Raw genomic sequence first — 16891 nt, 5'->3', positions numbered from 1 at the left:
TTGATAACTAAATGAGTGCGCATTCATTAGCAAAGGAAACAGCAAGGTTTCTATATATGATTTGTTTTTTATATCCTTTTAAATTCTTATAATTTGTTTACTAAATATCCATTGAAACCTGATTCTACTTGTACTGTAAAGTTTGCATCACCTGTTGTTTCTACAAAGACAGATACATAGTCTCCTGCTGTTAATTTTAAAATCCCGCTTACATGTTGTGTATCATAGTTTGCAGTTCCTGCATCTGCGTTTCTGATAGAGTGCAAACCGTTTCTAAAACTTTTCTTATCTCCATTTTTTACGATCATTAATCGAGAGTAATTAGAACCTGATGGTTCGTTTAATCCGTCAATACGTACTTGTGCAGAAAAGAAATATAATCCATCTACTGGTGCTGTAAAACGTCCATTTGTTAGGTTTAAGTGACTCCCATCATTAAAAAGATCAGTATTGTGTGTACTGTTCCAATCGCCTACTTCCTTTTCTCCAACAGAAGTATATGATGTTCCGTTAGCTGTTACATTGAAGGCTGGTAAGTTGGACACCTTTACACTTGTAGCTTCTACATCACTAGACCAAGCACTTCCTCCAGATCCATCACTTTTTAATACTTGTCCGCTAGTTCCTCCAGCTGGAAGTTCTGTTGGCGCATCTACCCATGAAGGAGATGATCCGTCTGTTGATAATACTTTTCCTGATTGTCCTGATTGTGTTGGAAGTTCAATTTCGTTTGTTGGATCGTTATCAGCGTCATCTACATTATCTGTTAGTGTTGTCCAGCTTGCATTTGTTCCATCAGTAGTTAATACTTGTCCGTTAGTTCCGCCAGAAGGCAATCCTGAAGACATCATTGCCCAAGAAACAGTTCCTGAACCATCAGTAGTTAGTATTTGGTTTGCAGTACCATCTTGTGCTGGTAAGGTATATGAAGCACCAGAACCTGTGTTGTCTCCATCAATTTTAATTTGCCCATTAAATTCAAAGATCCCTTGCGAATTAATTTGCATTCTTTGTAAGCCAGCAGTGTTGTCGTAAATATGAAACTGACCAGGCGTTAGATCAAGACTACCTTGTACACCAATAAAAATTTCTCTTAAATTGTTTTTTGCTAATAATCCAGCATAGCCATTAGTTTCATTTTCTGTTCGAATTCTTGTTCCAGCACCACCAGATTTAATATGAATTTTATCATTTATGGTTGTAGTCCCTACTCCTATACTACCATTTGAATAAATATCATCATTAATTGATGACGAAACTGTTCCATCTGTTTTTAACCAATCAGAATCTGAACTTGAAGAAGCATCTATCCAAGCATAGTTTCCTGAACCATCTGTTTTTAGTACTTGTCCATCAGTTCCACCTGTTGGTAATTCTATTTCATTTGTTGGATCGGCATCTGCATCATCGACAGCATCTGTTATCCAAGTGTATACTCCTGAACCATCTGTACTTAAAATTTGTCCATTTGTTCCGCCAGCTGGTAGTGTTGTTCCTCCAGATGAAGCATCTGTCCAGGAAACAATTCCAGAACCATCGGTAGTCATTACTTGATTTGCAGTACCATCTTGTGCTGGTAATGTGTATGAAGTTCCCATACCTTGATTATCTCCGTCAATGGTTAACTCTCCATTTAAGGTTGTATTTCCGCTTTTTAGTACGACTAATGCATCCGATCTATTGATTCCGTTGATGTCTGACGTACCATTTCCAATCACAAATAAACGATTGGTAGCTACTGGAGCACCAGCATTTCCTGTAACACTCGTATTAAAATATCCTACAGACATCTGTCCGTAAGTTTCTGCTGTAGTAGCTACACCTAATGCTACTGAATATGCACCAGAAGCGGTATTTTCTTGCCCAATAGCAACAGAAGATCCTCCAGATGCAATTACTGTATTCCCCATTGCAACGGAGTTACGACCTGATGCGTTTGGTAAAAATCCTGCTGCAAACGAGTTTTCACCAGCTGCCTTCGGATTGATTCCAAAAGCTGCTGAATATGCCCCTACATTTACATCGCCAAAAGCATCTTGTAAACCAATATCTCTTCCTACTCTAAATGCTGCTTTATTTTTGTCGAAAAATATTCTATTAGCGGCATCAACATCAAATCCTGTTACGTTTGTTGGCGCTCCAAAGATGAAGTCATTTGTACCATACGCTTCATTTCCATTACTCGTAATATCATTTGTTGTACTGAAAGCAGGAGTTGCTGGTTGGTCTGCCCAACTGTAAACACCAGAACCATCTGTACTTAATACTTGACCAGTAGTTCCTCCTGTAGGCAATTCATTTGGTACATCTTGCCAACTTACGGCAGTACCATCAGTTCTTAAAAATTTACCGTCTTCTCCTGTTTGTGTTGGCAATTCAATTTCATTAGTTGGATCCGCATCCGCATCATCTTTAGTAATCCATGATAATACTCCTGAACCGTCTGTACTTAACACTTCTCCATTGTTTCCACCGTTAGGAATAGCCGCAGCCGCAGGTGATACCCAAGTTACATTTCCTGAACCATCAGTAGACATTATTTGATTGGCTGTACCATCTTGTGCAGGTAATGTAAAAGAAGCTCCCGAACCTTGATTATCTCCATCAATAGTTAATTGTCCATTTAAGGTTGTGTTACCATTTTTTAACATGACTAAAGCGTCACTGTTTAAAGCTAAGTTTATATCTTCTTGTCCATTACCAATTACGAATAAACGATCGGTTGCCACCCAAGTATCAGCTGAACCTGAAACAAACGTACTGTATTGTCCTATTTGCGTTTCTGCTAAAGAGTTTGCTATTAATTGTCTCCCCATGGCAGTTGAGTGTTGTCCAAATGCACGTGCATTTAACCCAAATCCTTTTCCATAATCTGCAAATCCTCCAGCATTTAATCCGAAAGCAATAGAATATGCTCCTGTTGCATTGGCATTTCGTCCCATAGAGAACGAGTTGCTTCCACTCGCTATTCCGCCTTCTCCAAGACCAACAGAATAATCTCCTATTTTATCTTCATTCCATGCATCTCCAAACGTAAAACCAGCACGAAATGCTCTTTTACTTTTATCATAAAACATTCTTGCATTGTATACACTATTAAATCCATTATCATCTAACTGAAAACTTCCAAATACAAAGTCATCACTTAATGTTCCTGCAGGAGCATTTGAGTCAACATTGGAAACAGTTGTACCAGCTTTAAAGAAGAAATTAGAACTTGGTGAAGATGCGGCATACATTGCATAAGGCACTTGGCGTAATACGTTTGTTCCTAAAGAAGTATAGCTCGTTCCGCCAGTAGTATCTACAGCGATATCCATCACAAAATCTTGTGTACTCCAATTGATTGCAGGAAACGTACTTAATGTTGGCGTTCCTGTACCAACGGCTAATGTTATAACTCCATTAGCATTGGAAGTCACCGTATGTGTTTCCTGAAAGATGTTTGCTCCAGCTCTTGCTAAAGTTACTTGTACTCCTATTGATTGATTTACGATAGGATTGTTAGAAGCGTCTCTAACGACTGCTTGGTAATTAAATGATTGTGCATAGCTTATTATACTAAATAATAAAGCAATAGCGAAGAGGATAATTTTTTTCATTACAGTAGGTTTATGTTTTTAATTATTTTACTTGTATACTTTTATGACAGTAAAAAAATGATGCACCCTATTTTTTTAGTATGCTTTATTTTTTTTGATTTGACATTCATTTCTCATCTCCGCAAATTTGAGTAAATACCTAGACTAAAACACTTTTTACACCTATACAAAAAAGTATACAAATAGAATTAATCAGATTTTAAACTGCTGATTACTAGATTATTGAAAATATCAATGAATTACTTCTATTTATTTTGAAGATTGTTGTTTTGTGAACGACTTTTTTTTTAGCCCAGATAGAAGTGGCATCCTTTTTTGTGTAGACACGAAACAAAAAAGATATAGCGAATAGCTGGAATAGCTCCAAAACAAATCTACTCTTTTACATAAAAAAACTCCCAAGTTTTTACACTTGAGAGCCTTTATAAAAACACTTATCTCCTCTTCAAAAAATAAGCGTTTAATACAACTAATTTTTCTTGTGAATTTTATATGCAATACTGTTGTTAAGGATTTATTATTTTAATATACCATAAATTAAACTACAACAATCCTTATTACTTATTGATATATTTTACTCCATTTGAAATTATATTAGTTATAGTTTGATGTTCTTTACTGTTGGGGCAAATATGAAAAATACAATCATTTAAGAGGTTTTTTTTAGATATACAAAAACGTATACAATTCCATAAATGCTGGTTTTTAAGTCAATTCTAGATGGTCTGCAATGCTAATGTCTTTTGGAATACTAAGTTTTTTACGTAATCGATACCGTGTGACAACCACACTTTTTCCTGCAATTCCTAAAATTGAAGAAATATCGGTATTATTGAGGTTTAATTTTTCTAATGCTAGCAAGCGTTTTTCAGACTCTGTAAGCTTGTATTTTTTTATTCTTGTAAAAAATAAAGGATGTACAGAGTTAAATTTTTCTTTAAATAATACCCAATCATCTTTTGTTAAAATTTTGGTTGTTGATAATTCCTCCAAATAGTTTAAGTTGTCTTCTTCTTCTAATCGAGTACTTAAGTCTTTGTATTCTTTTTCAAGTTTTTCATGTTCGGATCCTTTCCGAATGAGTTCTGTTGTAAATACTTTTAATTCTAATTTATTATTCTCTAATTCACTGCGCAATTGTCTTCTTTTAGTTTTCCCATACCACCAAATTCCAATACCTATTAATGCAATTGAAAATAATAAAATAAGCAATGTATTTCGTTTAGACTTGTTTAGTAACTCAGCTGCTTCTAGTTGTTGTATTTGAGATTTCTGCCTAATGATCTCTTTCTCTTTTTGTTGTGTCTCAAAACGAGTTTGATGATATACAAATGCATTTTTTGAGGTAACTTTATTAATTGAATCTTTAGATTTTATATACGTTTTGAAGTAATTGGAAGCTTCTTTATAATTCCCCATTTCTTGATATAAATCAGCTAACGATTTTTGAGCAGATAGTTGATTGAAATTTATTTTTTTATTTTGAGAAGTCCATTTTTCATACTTTTTTGATAGTTGTAAAGCAGTTTTATAATCACCTTTCGTTTTATAATATAGTGATTTTACAAAAGTCATTTGTGATAGAACTATCTTGTGCCCAATACCTTTTTCTAATTCGATAAGTTTATCAAAATGAAGGTCTATGGAGTCTATTTGTTGTGTTTTTAAAAAATATAATAATGTTAATGCCTGTAACTCATATGTACATTTATCCTTAACGACAATATCTTTAATTTGAGGAGCAATTATTTTGGCGGAATCTATATACTTTTTTGCAAAAGCATACTCATCAGTATGATTCATCTTTTCAAATGCCTGATTTACATATAGAAAAGAAAGCAAGTCAATCATTTTCTTCTCTTTCGCTATCTGTATAATTTTTTTTACTTTTTGATTTGCTATTTCCTTTAACCCGTTTTGTTTATACATAGAATTAAGTTCCATAGCAACATGTTGCATGTAAGCAATGTCTTTAAGTTTTTCATATAGTTCATGAGCTTTCTCAAGCTTATCAATTGCAGTTACAAAATCACCAATATTCGAGTTTGACTGCCCTAAGAAAAAATACGCATCTGCAGCAAAAATAGAATCATTGGCTGCTAAAAATAAAGGAGCAGCACTATTGAAGTCTATTATTGCTTTTTTATAATTTAATTCGGAAAAATATACGCCTCCTCTTTTTAAAAGTAAATGTGCTTCTGAGCTCTTTTTTTTGAAATGTTCTTTATATGAGAGCATTTTATCAATATAATTGAAAGCTTTCTCTGTTTCGCCTTTTTGAATAAATTGCTGAATCAAGAACCTTGATTTAGAAGCCATTTTATCAAATTCTTGTAGCTCGTTGGCTAAATCGACATATTCGTGAAGATATTTTGTTTGATCAGCATGATTTTCTCGAATCATTTGACGCGTAAGCGTATCTAATAGTGCAAGCTTTTCGAGTGATTCCGACGTTTCTATTTTTTGAAATAACGTATCAATTTTAGTTTGTGCTCTGCTAGTAAATATTATTAAATTTACTGCAATTAGAAAACATAAAACTGTAAGTGTTCTGTTATAGGTATATTTTTTTTCCATGTTTTAAAAAAAGTAGATAATCAAGATCAAATCGTATTAGAAATGATCTTGATATCTGTTAATAATCGAAAAACTAAAATTTTGTATACTAATCCAAAATAAACTTAAAACTTGTCGAAATAATATTTGCGTTCAAGCCAGTACTTCTATCATAGTAATTATAACGTATATCGAATGATTTTAATCCAATATTGAATATTTTAAATTTTGCAAATACATCTGTATATTTTAATCCTAAACCATATTGATGACTATTGAATTTTGATAAATCATAATCAGAAGTATAGAATTCGGAAGTTGAAAGATGTGTTTCATACGCGCCAAAATAATCGGCTGCTGTTTGATTGTAAAAACGATAGTTTGGATATAGTGTAAACTTACCTGAACCTAATTTGATTGGCACTTCAATGTTTGCCGTATGTGAGTTGATTCCCCAATTGTCAAAATAATAGCGATAATAAGTTCGTAATGATATATTTTCGTTTACGTAATAATTAAATCGTCCACCAAAAGGAAGCTTGAATCGCGTATCAGGTAAGCGTTCAATGTCATCAGCTAAGTGAAAAACATCTGTGTTTTCTGGCGAATTATAATTTGAAATACTCGCCGCGTTTCCAACATAGTAATTTGCTTTATCTGCAAAATAAACACGTTGCATCGGATTTGCCAACCAACCTTGCTGCTGTACAACATCAAAGAACAGTGAAAATTGAGCTCTTTTGTTTATGATTTGAGAAAAATTGAACGACAGTGAATACGTATTTCTTCCTTTATCTTGAATCAACGTTGTATTATGTGGTGCCCAAACTACAGGACCATTTTTGTCAATTATATTTCCATCTTGATTTAAGATATCAATGTTAGCGAAAAAACCATTGTTTAAGTTTTGATTTGCTTCGTTATAAGAATCTAACTCCGTTGGATACTTAGGATTCCATGTATCTAGATATATTTGTGCTTTTACACCAAATTCGGTATTTTTTTGATTGAATAATTTGGTAAAACCTCCACCAAATCCAATAGATACATAATCATATTCGGCGGCAAAGTTTACATTTCCACTCCAAATACTATTTCTATCATCAGATGTATGACTATAACTAGCATTAATTCCTCCCCAAACATCACCTGCGGAAGCTCCAGAAGAAGTAATCCACGGGCTTCCACTTGTTCCGTTTGTAGTTCCGTTTCCATCATCGTCATCATCATTTTCACCATTTCCAGAAGCGCCCGAAGCATCAAAAGGATCTAAATTACTTGATGAAGCAGATGTGTATGCAGAAATTCCTGCGTCAATGGTTAATACATCATCCGCATTTAATGGAATTGCTACTATAAACGTTGGAGTAATGTCTGTTAATCGTTCATTTCCAATTCCTCCAGTTACTGAAGCATTGTTTCCATCTTGTGTATAATAACTCATTAGAAAATCAACTTCTGTTGTTTCTAGCACTCGTTTTTTGTAGACATTTAAAGTGTCTTTAACTTTAGTTTGCGCTAGTAAACACGATGCGCTAAGGAATAGCAATGCACTTACGATTTTTGTTTTAGTTACAACCACAACCACCTCCTGATTTTCCTCCGTTTGCTCCTGAAGCTGCTTCACGATAGACTTGAAAATTTGTTTCAAAACGCTCAATTCCTGAAGATGAAAGTTTCATATCAGGATCATTGATGTTTACTTTTTGATATTCTTTTACTGCTACACACGAAGTGTTTAATAGCAATAAAGACAGGACTAAAAAAAGGAATCTGTTCATATATTTATTCTATTTTAATTTTGTTTGAATAGTGTATTTTTCCTGTATCATCTACAATGATGCATTCTATATTTTCCAGTTGGTTTACCGTATGTAATCCAACATCTTTTCCTGTTACAAAAATGGAAGTAGCCATAGCGTCTGCAAGTTCAGCGCTTGGAGCAAAGACACTTACACTTACAATTCCACTGCTTGGATATCCAGTTCTAGGGTCAATAATATGTGTGTATCGTTTATCGTTAAACTTTACATATTTTTCATAATTCCCAGAAGTGACAACCGCAGATTCATTGATAGGAAGCAAAGCAAAAACTTTGTTCTTATTTAGAGGGTTTTTTATAGCTACTTTCCAATTTTGTTTGTCTTGTTGTTTTCCCCAAGTGTTTAAATCACCAGAAGCATTTATAATTCCAGCAACAACACCTTTTTCTTTTAATAAAGCTTTTGCCTTGTCAGCTGCATACCCTTTTCCTATTCCACCAAAGCCAATTTTCATTCCTTTGTGTTTTAGAAAAACAGTTTGATCTTTTTGATTGAGGATGATATTTCTGTAACCAACCTTTGCTACAGATTTTTTGATTGCTTCCGCAGAAGGCATTTCGGTCATGCTACCATCAAACTTCCAAATGCGATCCATAGAAGCATAACTTATATCAAAAGCTCCATTGGTTAGTTTTGAAATTTGAATTGCTCTTTGGATTAACTGAAACAATTCTGTATCAACTTTTACAGCTTGTATTCCTGCATTTTTATTGATGAGCGATGTTTGTGAATTTTGATCCCATGAAGAAATTAATTTTTCAATCCGAGTAATTTCGGTAACAGCAAAATTGATATAATTATTAGCTTCTTTTGAAGAGTTGGCAATAACTGTAATTTCAAAACGACTTCCCATCAGTTTGAGTGTTCGCTTGTGTGTTTCTTGCGCGGTTGTTATAAAAAAGCTTATAAATAAGAAATATGTAAAAAATGATTTTAGCATGATTTAAAAAGCATTTAATAATTTTATATACGCTTCAGGAGTCGTTTTTTGATACCCCAATTGTCTCAACTGTTTTCCAGATTTGTCCAATACTACAACTAAAGGAAAGTATCCGTTAGAGTTGTATGTTTCTGCCAATTGCTCGTTTTGTGCTTGTAGTGCTTTGGTTAATTTATTCTTTTTACGTCGAGGGAAATCTGCTTTTAACAAAGTGTAGTTTTCTTTTGCATACGATTTAAACGCTTCTGAATCCCAAATTTCACGCTCTAACTTCATACAAGGCGCACACCAATCAGAACCAGAAAAGACCAAAATAATATGTTGATTTTTAGTCGCTGCCTCAGTTTTTGCAGTTTCAAAATTGGTATTCCATTCTTGCCCAAAACTAACTGAACTAAAAAGCAATAATATGTACATCAGTTTATTCATATAGATCAAAATTTATAGTTGACTCTTATTGTTAAGACATAAAAAAAAGAATACACCCTATTTTATTTGTATATTTTTTGAGAGTTTGCCTATTTTTGATCTCCATACTTAAATTAAATGTCGAAAAACGAACCTTCTATTTGCGAGGAAAAAAATTATAACGAGCTGTTTCGTAAGTTTTACGAACCCGCTACGAAGTACATTTATTATAAGTGTGGAAACTTACAACGTGCCGAAGACATTGTTCAGAATGTTTTTATTAAACTCTGGAAGTTGTGTGCTACCATTACTTTTTCAAAAGCTAAATCATATATATATACCGCAAGTACGAATTCATTTTTAAATGAAGTAGCGCACGAAAAGGTAGTTTTGAAGCATCAAAAGACAGTTATAGAAAACACCGATCATGAAAGTCCTGATTTTTTGATTGAAGTAGAAGAGTTCAGAGTCAAACTAAAAGAAGCCATTAAAACACTCAATCCAAAAGAAAGAGAAGTTTTTTTAATGAGCAGAATAGAAAACAAAACATATAGAGAGATTGCTGAAATTACTGGCTTAACAGTAAAAGCCATCGAACGCAGAATGAGCAAAGCATTAAAAGAGTTACGTGCCATTTTAGGAAAAGAAATTAAAATTTAATAGGGTACATGCTTTTTTAAATGTCTAGTTAATAAGAAACTAAGTATATGATGAAAAATTACGATTCAGATGATTCATTTTTAGGACGATGGATAGCAGGTGAACTTTCTGAGGAAGAACGTATTGCTTTTGAGAAAACGGATGCTTTTAAACAGTTTGATATTATTAACAGAGAAGCACAGCTTTTAGACGGTCCAAATATTGATGTAGAAGGCGCATTACAAACTGTAAAAGATAAACTCGCATCCAAACCCAAAAAGAGTAAAGTAATTACTCTATGGCGAGCTATTTCTGTTGCAGCAATTGTTATTTTTTCTACAGGAATTTTGCTAACATCTTCTAAAACCTATACTACAGGAATTGGCGAATCGGAAACAATTACTTTGGCAGATGGTTCTATCGTAAATTTAAATGCTAATTCAAGTTTGTCTCACAAACGTTTCTTTTGGTCATCTAATAAAAATGTAGAGTTAACAGGAGAAGCGTATTTTACAATTACTAAAGGAGACGATTTTAGTGTAGCAACTTCTAAAGGAATTGTGAGTGTTTTAGGAACTGAATTCAATATTAAAGATAGAACTGATTTTGAGTTGAAATGCTATGAAGGAAAAGTTAAATTTGTTCAAAATAATACGACAAATAGCTCATACATTTTAACTCAAGGCATGGAGGTTTCAATTGATAAAAATACATTGAAAGAAGCTACTTTTATAGAAAAATTACCAGCATGGAAAAAAGGTGTTTCTACATTTTCAGAACAACCATTATCTGAAGTTTTAAAAGAATTATCATTATACTTTGATGTGACTTTTGAAACTAAAAATGTTGATACGAGTCGTCTGTTTTCAGGGAACTTTTATCACACAGATGTAAACAATGCTTTAAAAACAACATTACTTCCTATGGGCATAAAATATATACAAAACGATAAAGTTATCGTACTTTCAGAATAGCGTAATTCATTTTAAGCCCTATATTTGTATGCCTTAAGATCATAGTTTATGAAACAGCTTTGTGCTCTATTTTTGTTTTTTGTAGTTGCTTTCTCAAGTGCTCAAAACAAAGATTATACCTACCAAAACACACCGCTCCTACAAGTAATTCAACATGTAGAAAAAGAATACAATCTTACATTTTCGTATGCAAATGATTTGATTCAAGATAAGTTGATTACACTCAATGTTTCTCAAATTGAATTATCGGAATTATTGATCATTTTAGAAGCACAAACTGGTTTGCAATTTGAAAAACTTTCCAATGCGCAAATCATTATCACACCAAAGCAAGTCACAAATAAAGTTTGTGGTTATATTTTAGACGCGACTACACGAATGCCAATTCCATTTGTAACAATCACGGGTGATGAAAACCATCAAGTTTCTACAAATGTAAATGGTTTTTTTGCTATTGATAAAACAACATCGAATACGTATAAAGTTACTAGTTTTGGCTATGAATCAAAACAATTTAATGGAAGTGAAAATTGCTTGCCAATCTACTTAACACAAAGAACTGAATCGCTTGAAGCAGTAATTATTTCTGGATATATAATTAATGGAATTGACCGAAATCAAGATGGTTCAATTTCAGTCAACACGAAAAGATTAGGGATTTTACCAGGTTTATTAAACGCTGATATTTCCCAAAGTATTCAATTAATTCCTGGGATTTCTACTTTAGATGAATCTGCTACGGGAATTCAAATTAGAGGTGGCTCACCTGATCAAAATTTGATTTTATACGATAATATTAAATTATATAATACGGGACATTTTTATGGAATGTTCTCTTTATTTAATCCATTTGCGACACAAAGAGCAACAATTTTTCGATCGGGAACAAGCGCAAGTTATGGAGATCGTATTTCAGGAATTATTGATATTTCTAGTGGAGAAGAAATTCCTGAGAAAACCAATGGCGGATTTGAAATTGATGGTTTGGCTGTTAATGGATTTGTAAAAACACCTTTATCTGAGAAAACTGCCTTGTATGTATTTGCCAGACGTTCATATCCTGATGTATGGAAAACGCCAACCTATGATAGTTATGCAGATAAAATTTTCACCAATTTTGGTGTTGCCAGCGATATTAATGGAAATGTTTTAGAATTGGAAACGGATGATGATTATAGTCCTGAAACAAGCAATAATGATTTTACTTTTATAGATGTTAGCACAAAATTGGTACTAAAACCAAATGAAAAAAATACACTTTCTGTTGGGGCATTATACACACGAAATCATTTGGATTTTGATTTTACTGGCGGTAATGAATTATTGATTGATTCACTCATTACCAAAAACAAAGGATTGAGTTTTGAATGGAAACATACAACCAGCGAGAAACAACAAGAAAAACTAACAGTATATTTTTCCGAATACAATTCTTTCTATCAAAATAAAGAACTAAAAGATGAAACGGGTAATGGAATTCTTGACTTGGAAGAAATTAGTACACGTCAAAATGATATTGTAGATATTGGTGCTAATTTATCTTTGACAAGACAATTAACTGATTCACAAAAATTGACAGCTGGTTATCAACTTTCCTATACTGATTTGGATGTCATTATTAGAAAAGAGAAACCATTAGACAATGAACTAGAAGATTCTGGACAAAGTGATAGCAATTTAAAAAATGCATTTTTTGGAGAGTATACGTTGAGTTTTAAAAACAAAGCCTTTATCAATGCTGGTGTACGATTTGTACATTACAATTCAGTAAACCGTTTTTTGGTAGAACCTCGCATTAATTTTGAGTATCCTTTGAATGATCGTTTTCGTGTGAAAACAGCAATTGAACGTAGAAACCAACCTATTTCGCAATTGATAGAATTCAATCATACAGAATTGCGTTTGGAAAACAATTTGTGGCGTTTATCGGATGACAATCAATATCCTTTATTATCAAGTAATCAAATTTCTGGAGGGATTTTATACAGCCATAAAAATCTAAATATTGATATTGACGCGTATTATAAAGAATTGGAAGGTTTGACAACGTTTACGAATGGTTTTAGTAATCCGTTAGAAAACTTAGAAGAAGGTGAAAGTACTATAAAAGGACTTGATGTGTTATTAAAATACAAATGGAATAATTATAAAATTTGGGCAGGTTATACCTTTAATGATATTACATTTGAGTTTCCAAATTTAGAAGGAAATAGCGCTAAATTCCCAGGAAATAATGACATTACACATGCATTTCGAATTTCGAACACTTTAAAAGTTGACAATTGGCAATTCTCACTTGGTTGGCAAATTCGATCAGGAAAACCTGTGACGCCAGTTAATAGTTATGATATTAAAATTGATGCTGATGGAGAAAATGCAGGTGTTGTCAATTTTGGTCTTATCAATAGTGAGCGATTGCCCGATTTTCACCGTTTAGATGCTTCTATTTTGTATGATTTCAACATTAAAAAACTACGTGCACAAGCTGGAATTTCTATCCTAAATTTATACAATAGAGTAAAACCTTTAAGTTTAACGTATAAAGCAGAACGGAAACCTTTAGATGATGGAGGAATTCCCGTTGAAGGAACTACTGGATCAACTCCAGAAGAATTGGAAGTGATTTTAGAACAAGTAATTCAACGATTTTCATTAGGCTTAACGCCGAATATTTCTTTTAAAATCTTTTTTTAATTAACAAAGTCAGTTATATATAAAGTCTAAGAGTGTTTTTCTTTTCCGCAGTTTAGTAGGGATTTTTCGTTAAAAATTTTTGAAGCCTTGGGAAAAATTTAGAAAAATTCATACGGTTTTAGTTTTTCATAAAAAAACTAAAAAAAACCTCTGGAAAAGCGCCATTTCTTTTGTTTCTTTTCTTTGGGCGAACAAAGAAAATGAAAATAAAAGCTGAATTTCAATGTTTTAAAAAAACGTAAAGAAGATGGCTGTAAACTTTTATATCAAACAAGTCACATCCACAACTAAGATTTCTTTAAGAAGTGAATACTAAAGGAATAATAAACTGAAAAAATAAAACGAGTAAAACAATCGATATAATATTTAGCAAAAAACCTGCACGCGCCATTTGAGCTACTTTTACATGCCCACTGGCAAATACAATTGCATTTGGTGGTGTTGACATTGGTAACATAAATGCACAACTTGAAGCCATTGCAATAGGAATTAAAATGTGTAAAAGATTCATGTCTAACCCAGTGGCGACACCAGCAATCATAGGTGTGAAAATAGCAACCAATGCTACATTACTCATCAATTCAGTCATAAACAACATTACCGTAATAAGAATGCTACAAATAAGTAAAATACTTAAAGCTTTATTTTGACTTACGGCGGTTCCAATCATATCAATAACACCTACGTTAGAAAGACCACTTGCAAGTGCAAGTCCGCCACCAAACAAAATTAAAATTCCCCAAGGTAATCTTTTGGTGTCTTCCCAAGCTAAGATAGATTTGCCTTTGTACATACTTGTAAAACATGCAAATGCAGCTAACATACTAATAGTAGTATCTGATAATTTTAAAGTTGGAAAGATGCTGTTTATATAATTTTTACTGATCCAAAGGAAAATTGCCAACGCAAAAATGATAAGCACAATGATTTCAGATTTGCTAATCTTTCCTAGTTTTTCTATTTCATGCGCAATGATTTCTTTTGATTTTTCAAAGGAAGATAAGTTGTTCGGATACATTACTTTCGTTAAAATGATATAGATAAAGAAAAGCATTATTGTGGCAAATGGTACGCCAACAATCATCCATTTTAAAAAGGAAATACTATAATTATATTCACTTTCCATAAAACCAGCGAGTACTATATTTGGCGGTGTACCAATTAACGTGGCAATTCCTCCAACATTCGCTGCATATGCAATACCTAGCATAATACTTAAAGCAAAATTTTTATCTTTTTTGGTAAAACCATCTTTGTCATTTATCAGTAATTCTACAACAGAATAGGCGATAGGTAGCATTACAACAGTAGTTGCCGTGTTACTTATCCACATGCTCAAAAATGCAGTAGCAAGCATAAATCCTAAAATAATTTTATTCGGACTTGTGCCTGTTAGTTTAATGATGAATAAGGCGACTCGTTTGTGTAGTTTGACTTTTTCTAATGCTAATGCCAATACGAATCCTCCAAAAAAGAGAAAAATGATTGGATGCGCATAGTTTCCTGCGACTTCTTTGATATTCATGATGCCGAGCAATGGAAAAAATGTAAGCGGAATTAAAGCTGTAATTGATATAGAAACTGTTTCTGTAATCCACCATAAAACCATCCATAAAACAACTCCAATTACTTTGTCTGCTTCCGGACTAATTATTTGAAACGGAGAAAAGAAAAATAGCAAACATAAAATAGGTCCTATGAGTAGGATTAATTTTTTCTTCATGAATTTAATTTAAAGATACCAATACAAAATCTGATTTATTTGAGTGTGGCTTACAAAGTAAAGAAACGAAAACTTTTTTACATCAAAACGTAAACTTTTAGAAATTAATTTTTAGCAAGAAAGGATATAAATAGATTTGAATCAATCAGCAAGCAATTGTAGTAATACGCCTATTTTTATTCGCAGTGTTTAATAAAACTTTTTTCAGAATACGTTGAATATCTACATTGTCTTTTTGTCTGACTAAATGATCTTCCAATTCATTGGTGTGACTTATTTGTAAATCGTTCCCAATGAAACCATATCCTAAATACAATCCATTTTTTACAATAATAAATGCTTCTTCTTCGGAAGTTCTACCTGTTTCTTTAATGACAACATTTTTAGAAGCATTCAATGCGTGATGTATAGCAGCATCTACGCGTTCATTATAATTGCTCACTGATTCTTCTTTTCTGCAAATTCCTTGACACGTTTCTAATAAAAAGTGTGAACATTCTGTAACGCGTTCCTGCAAATGACAATATTTTGGACATAAATCAAATTGCATGCACAAACGTTCCATAAAGGTTCTACAATCGCGAAGATTATAAAATGTAATTAACGGATTTGGAATCATTTTAGCATCATTTACTGCTAAATGCGTAACACCACGACGATCTGAATATTGAAAAATGGCATAACTTTTTGGCGCTCGTTTCGATGCACTATTGTATCGTGGATAATGATGCTTGATTGCTGCATCTTCCATTAGCAACGCCACCAATTCACTTCCAGATAATTCAAAGTCAATATCCGCAGTTTCTCTACATAAATCGAGTTCTTTTTGTGCTTTATTATAGAAATGACTTAAAACGCGTTTTTGTATATTTTTTGATTTCCCAACATAAATAATCTTCCCTTTTTTATTCTTGAAATAATAAATTCCTGGTTTTGTCGGTAGTGCTTCAAATATTTTACTTGGCAAATGTGGCGGTAATGTTGCTTCTTTTGAAGTACGTTTTAAAAATTTCTGAAATGTTTCCTCGGCGTTTTCTTGCGCAAGCAATAATTGGAATAAAATAACAGTTGCCGCAGCGTCTCCACGCGCTCTATGTCTATCAGAAATATGAATGTCTAATGATTTGCACAATTTTCCCAAACTATACGATTTTAACCCTGGAATTAAAGTTCTTGACAATCGAACTGTGCATAATTTTTTTCGTCTAAATTCAATATCAATAACTTTGAATTCATTGCGAATTACATTGTAATCAAAGTTTACATTGTGTGCTACAAAAATGGTATTTTCCGTGATACTGAGAACATCTTTCGCAATTTCGGCAAACGTTGGTGCATTTGCTACCATAGCATTGTCAATTCCTGTTAATGCAGTAATATGCGTCGGAATGTATGCGTTTGGATTTACGAGTGACGTAAACTCGTCGATAATTGTAGTTCCATCAAACTTGAAAATTGAAATTTCCGTAATTTGATTGCTACGTCCAGTGGTTTCGACATCAATAATAGTATAGAGTTGGTTTTTTAGCATG

At 32.9% G+C, this 16891-nt stretch carries 11 protein-coding genes; 3 read left to right on the top strand and 8 right to left on the bottom strand.

Annotation, left to right across the window (positions count from 1 at the left end):
• Positions 1 to 86: 86 nt before the first annotated feature.
• The 6 genes from ACUUYC_RS22975 to ACUUYC_RS22950 form a co-directional block, all read right to left on the bottom strand.
• Positions 87 to 3602, bottom strand: a complete 3516-nt coding sequence (locus ACUUYC_RS22975) for a C1q-like domain-containing protein (protein ID WP_474269758.1) — start codon at positions 3600 to 3602, stop codon at positions 87 to 89.
• Between the two features lie 705 nt (positions 3603 to 4307).
• Positions 4308 to 6179, bottom strand: a complete 1872-nt coding sequence (locus ACUUYC_RS22970) for a hypothetical protein (protein WP_474269756.1) — start codon at positions 6177 to 6179, stop codon at positions 4308 to 4310.
• Positions 6180 to 6267: 88 nt separating this feature from the next.
• Positions 6268 to 7785 (bottom strand): DUF3570 domain-containing protein, encoded by a 1518-nt coding sequence (locus tag ACUUYC_RS22965; protein WP_474269755.1) that lies wholly within the window; start codon positions 7783 to 7785, stop codon positions 6268 to 6270.
• The gene (locus ACUUYC_RS22960; RefSeq protein ID WP_474269753.1) at positions 7727 to 7939 is read right to left on the bottom strand and encodes a DUF4266 domain-containing protein; all 213 of its coding nucleotides are present in this window, start codon (positions 7937 to 7939) and stop codon (positions 7727 to 7729) included. The genes ACUUYC_RS22965 and ACUUYC_RS22960 overlap by 59 nt, the downstream gene beginning before the upstream one ends.
• Positions 7940 to 7943: 4 nt before the next feature.
• Positions 7944 to 8921, bottom strand: coding sequence for an FAD:protein FMN transferase (locus tag ACUUYC_RS22955; protein WP_474269751.1), 978 nt, complete (start codon positions 8919 to 8921; stop codon positions 7944 to 7946).
• Between the two features lie 3 nt (positions 8922 to 8924).
• Positions 8925 to 9350, bottom strand: a complete 426-nt coding sequence (locus tag ACUUYC_RS22950; protein ID WP_474269750.1) for a thioredoxin family protein — start codon at positions 9348 to 9350, stop codon at positions 8925 to 8927.
• 117 nt (positions 9351 to 9467) lie between these two features.
• On the opposite strand from ACUUYC_RS22950, the gene ACUUYC_RS22945 reads away from it, so the two are divergent.
• From ACUUYC_RS22945 to ACUUYC_RS22935, 3 genes are read left to right on the top strand one after another with little or no spacing between them, the layout of a single operon-like run.
• Positions 9468 to 9989, top strand: a complete 522-nt coding sequence (locus ACUUYC_RS22945) for an RNA polymerase sigma factor (RefSeq protein WP_474269749.1) — start codon at positions 9468 to 9470, stop codon at positions 9987 to 9989.
• A 47-nt stretch (positions 9990 to 10036) separates the two neighbouring features.
• Complete coding sequence (locus tag ACUUYC_RS22940) at positions 10037 to 10942, top strand: FecR family protein (RefSeq protein ID WP_474269747.1); 906 nt, start codon at positions 10037 to 10039, stop codon at positions 10940 to 10942.
• Positions 10943 to 10990: 48 nt separating this feature from the next.
• Positions 10991 to 13636 (top strand): TonB-dependent receptor plug domain-containing protein, encoded by a 2646-nt coding sequence (locus ACUUYC_RS22935; protein ID WP_474269745.1) that lies wholly within the window; start codon positions 10991 to 10993, stop codon positions 13634 to 13636.
• A 298-nt stretch (positions 13637 to 13934) separates the two neighbouring features.
• Here ACUUYC_RS22935 and ACUUYC_RS22930 read toward each other — a convergent pair whose 3' ends face one another.
• The gene (locus ACUUYC_RS22930; protein WP_474269744.1) at positions 13935 to 15359 is read right to left on the bottom strand and encodes an SLC13 family permease; all 1425 of its coding nucleotides are present in this window, start codon (positions 15357 to 15359) and stop codon (positions 13935 to 13937) included.
• A gap of 145 nt (positions 15360 to 15504) precedes the next feature.
• Positions 15505 to 16890, bottom strand: a complete 1386-nt coding sequence (locus ACUUYC_RS22925; RefSeq protein WP_474269742.1) for an exonuclease domain-containing protein — start codon at positions 16888 to 16890, stop codon at positions 15505 to 15507.
• Between the last annotated feature and the right edge of the window lies 1 nt (position 16891).

The sequence above is a fragment of the Kordia sp. E genome (genome assembly GCF_056033805.1).
This window is presented reverse-complemented; position numbering and strand designations above follow the sequence as displayed.

Excerpts from the sequence above, each read along its gene's own strand:
- ACUUYC_RS22925 (WP_474269742.1), bottom strand. The coding sequence starts at position 16,890 with ATGCTAAAAAACCAACTCTATACTATTATTGATGTCGAAACCACTGGA.
- ACUUYC_RS22930 (WP_474269744.1), bottom strand. The coding sequence starts at position 15,359 with ATGAAGAAAAAATTAATCCTACTCATAGGACCTATTTTATGTTTGCTA.
- ACUUYC_RS22940 (WP_474269747.1), top strand. The coding sequence starts at position 10,037 with ATGATGAAAAATTACGATTCAGATGATTCATTTTTAGGACGATGGATA.
- ACUUYC_RS22975 (WP_474269758.1), bottom strand. The coding sequence starts at position 3,602 with ATGAAAAAAATTATCCTCTTCGCTATTGCTTTATTATTTAGTATAATA.
- ACUUYC_RS22935 (WP_474269745.1), top strand. The coding sequence starts at position 10,991 with ATGAAACAGCTTTGTGCTCTATTTTTGTTTTTTGTAGTTGCTTTCTCA.
- ACUUYC_RS22945 (WP_474269749.1), top strand. The coding sequence starts at position 9,468 with ATGTCGAAAAACGAACCTTCTATTTGCGAGGAAAAAAATTATAACGAG.
- ACUUYC_RS22950 (WP_474269750.1), bottom strand. The coding sequence starts at position 9,350 with ATGAATAAACTGATGTACATATTATTGCTTTTTAGTTCAGTTAGTTTT.
- ACUUYC_RS22955 (WP_474269751.1), bottom strand. The coding sequence starts at position 8,921 with ATGCTAAAATCATTTTTTACATATTTCTTATTTATAAGCTTTTTTATA.
- ACUUYC_RS22960 (WP_474269753.1), bottom strand. The coding sequence starts at position 7,939 with ATGAACAGATTCCTTTTTTTAGTCCTGTCTTTATTGCTATTAAACACT.
- ACUUYC_RS22970 (WP_474269756.1), bottom strand. The coding sequence starts at position 6,179 with ATGGAAAAAAAATATACCTATAACAGAACACTTACAGTTTTATGTTTT.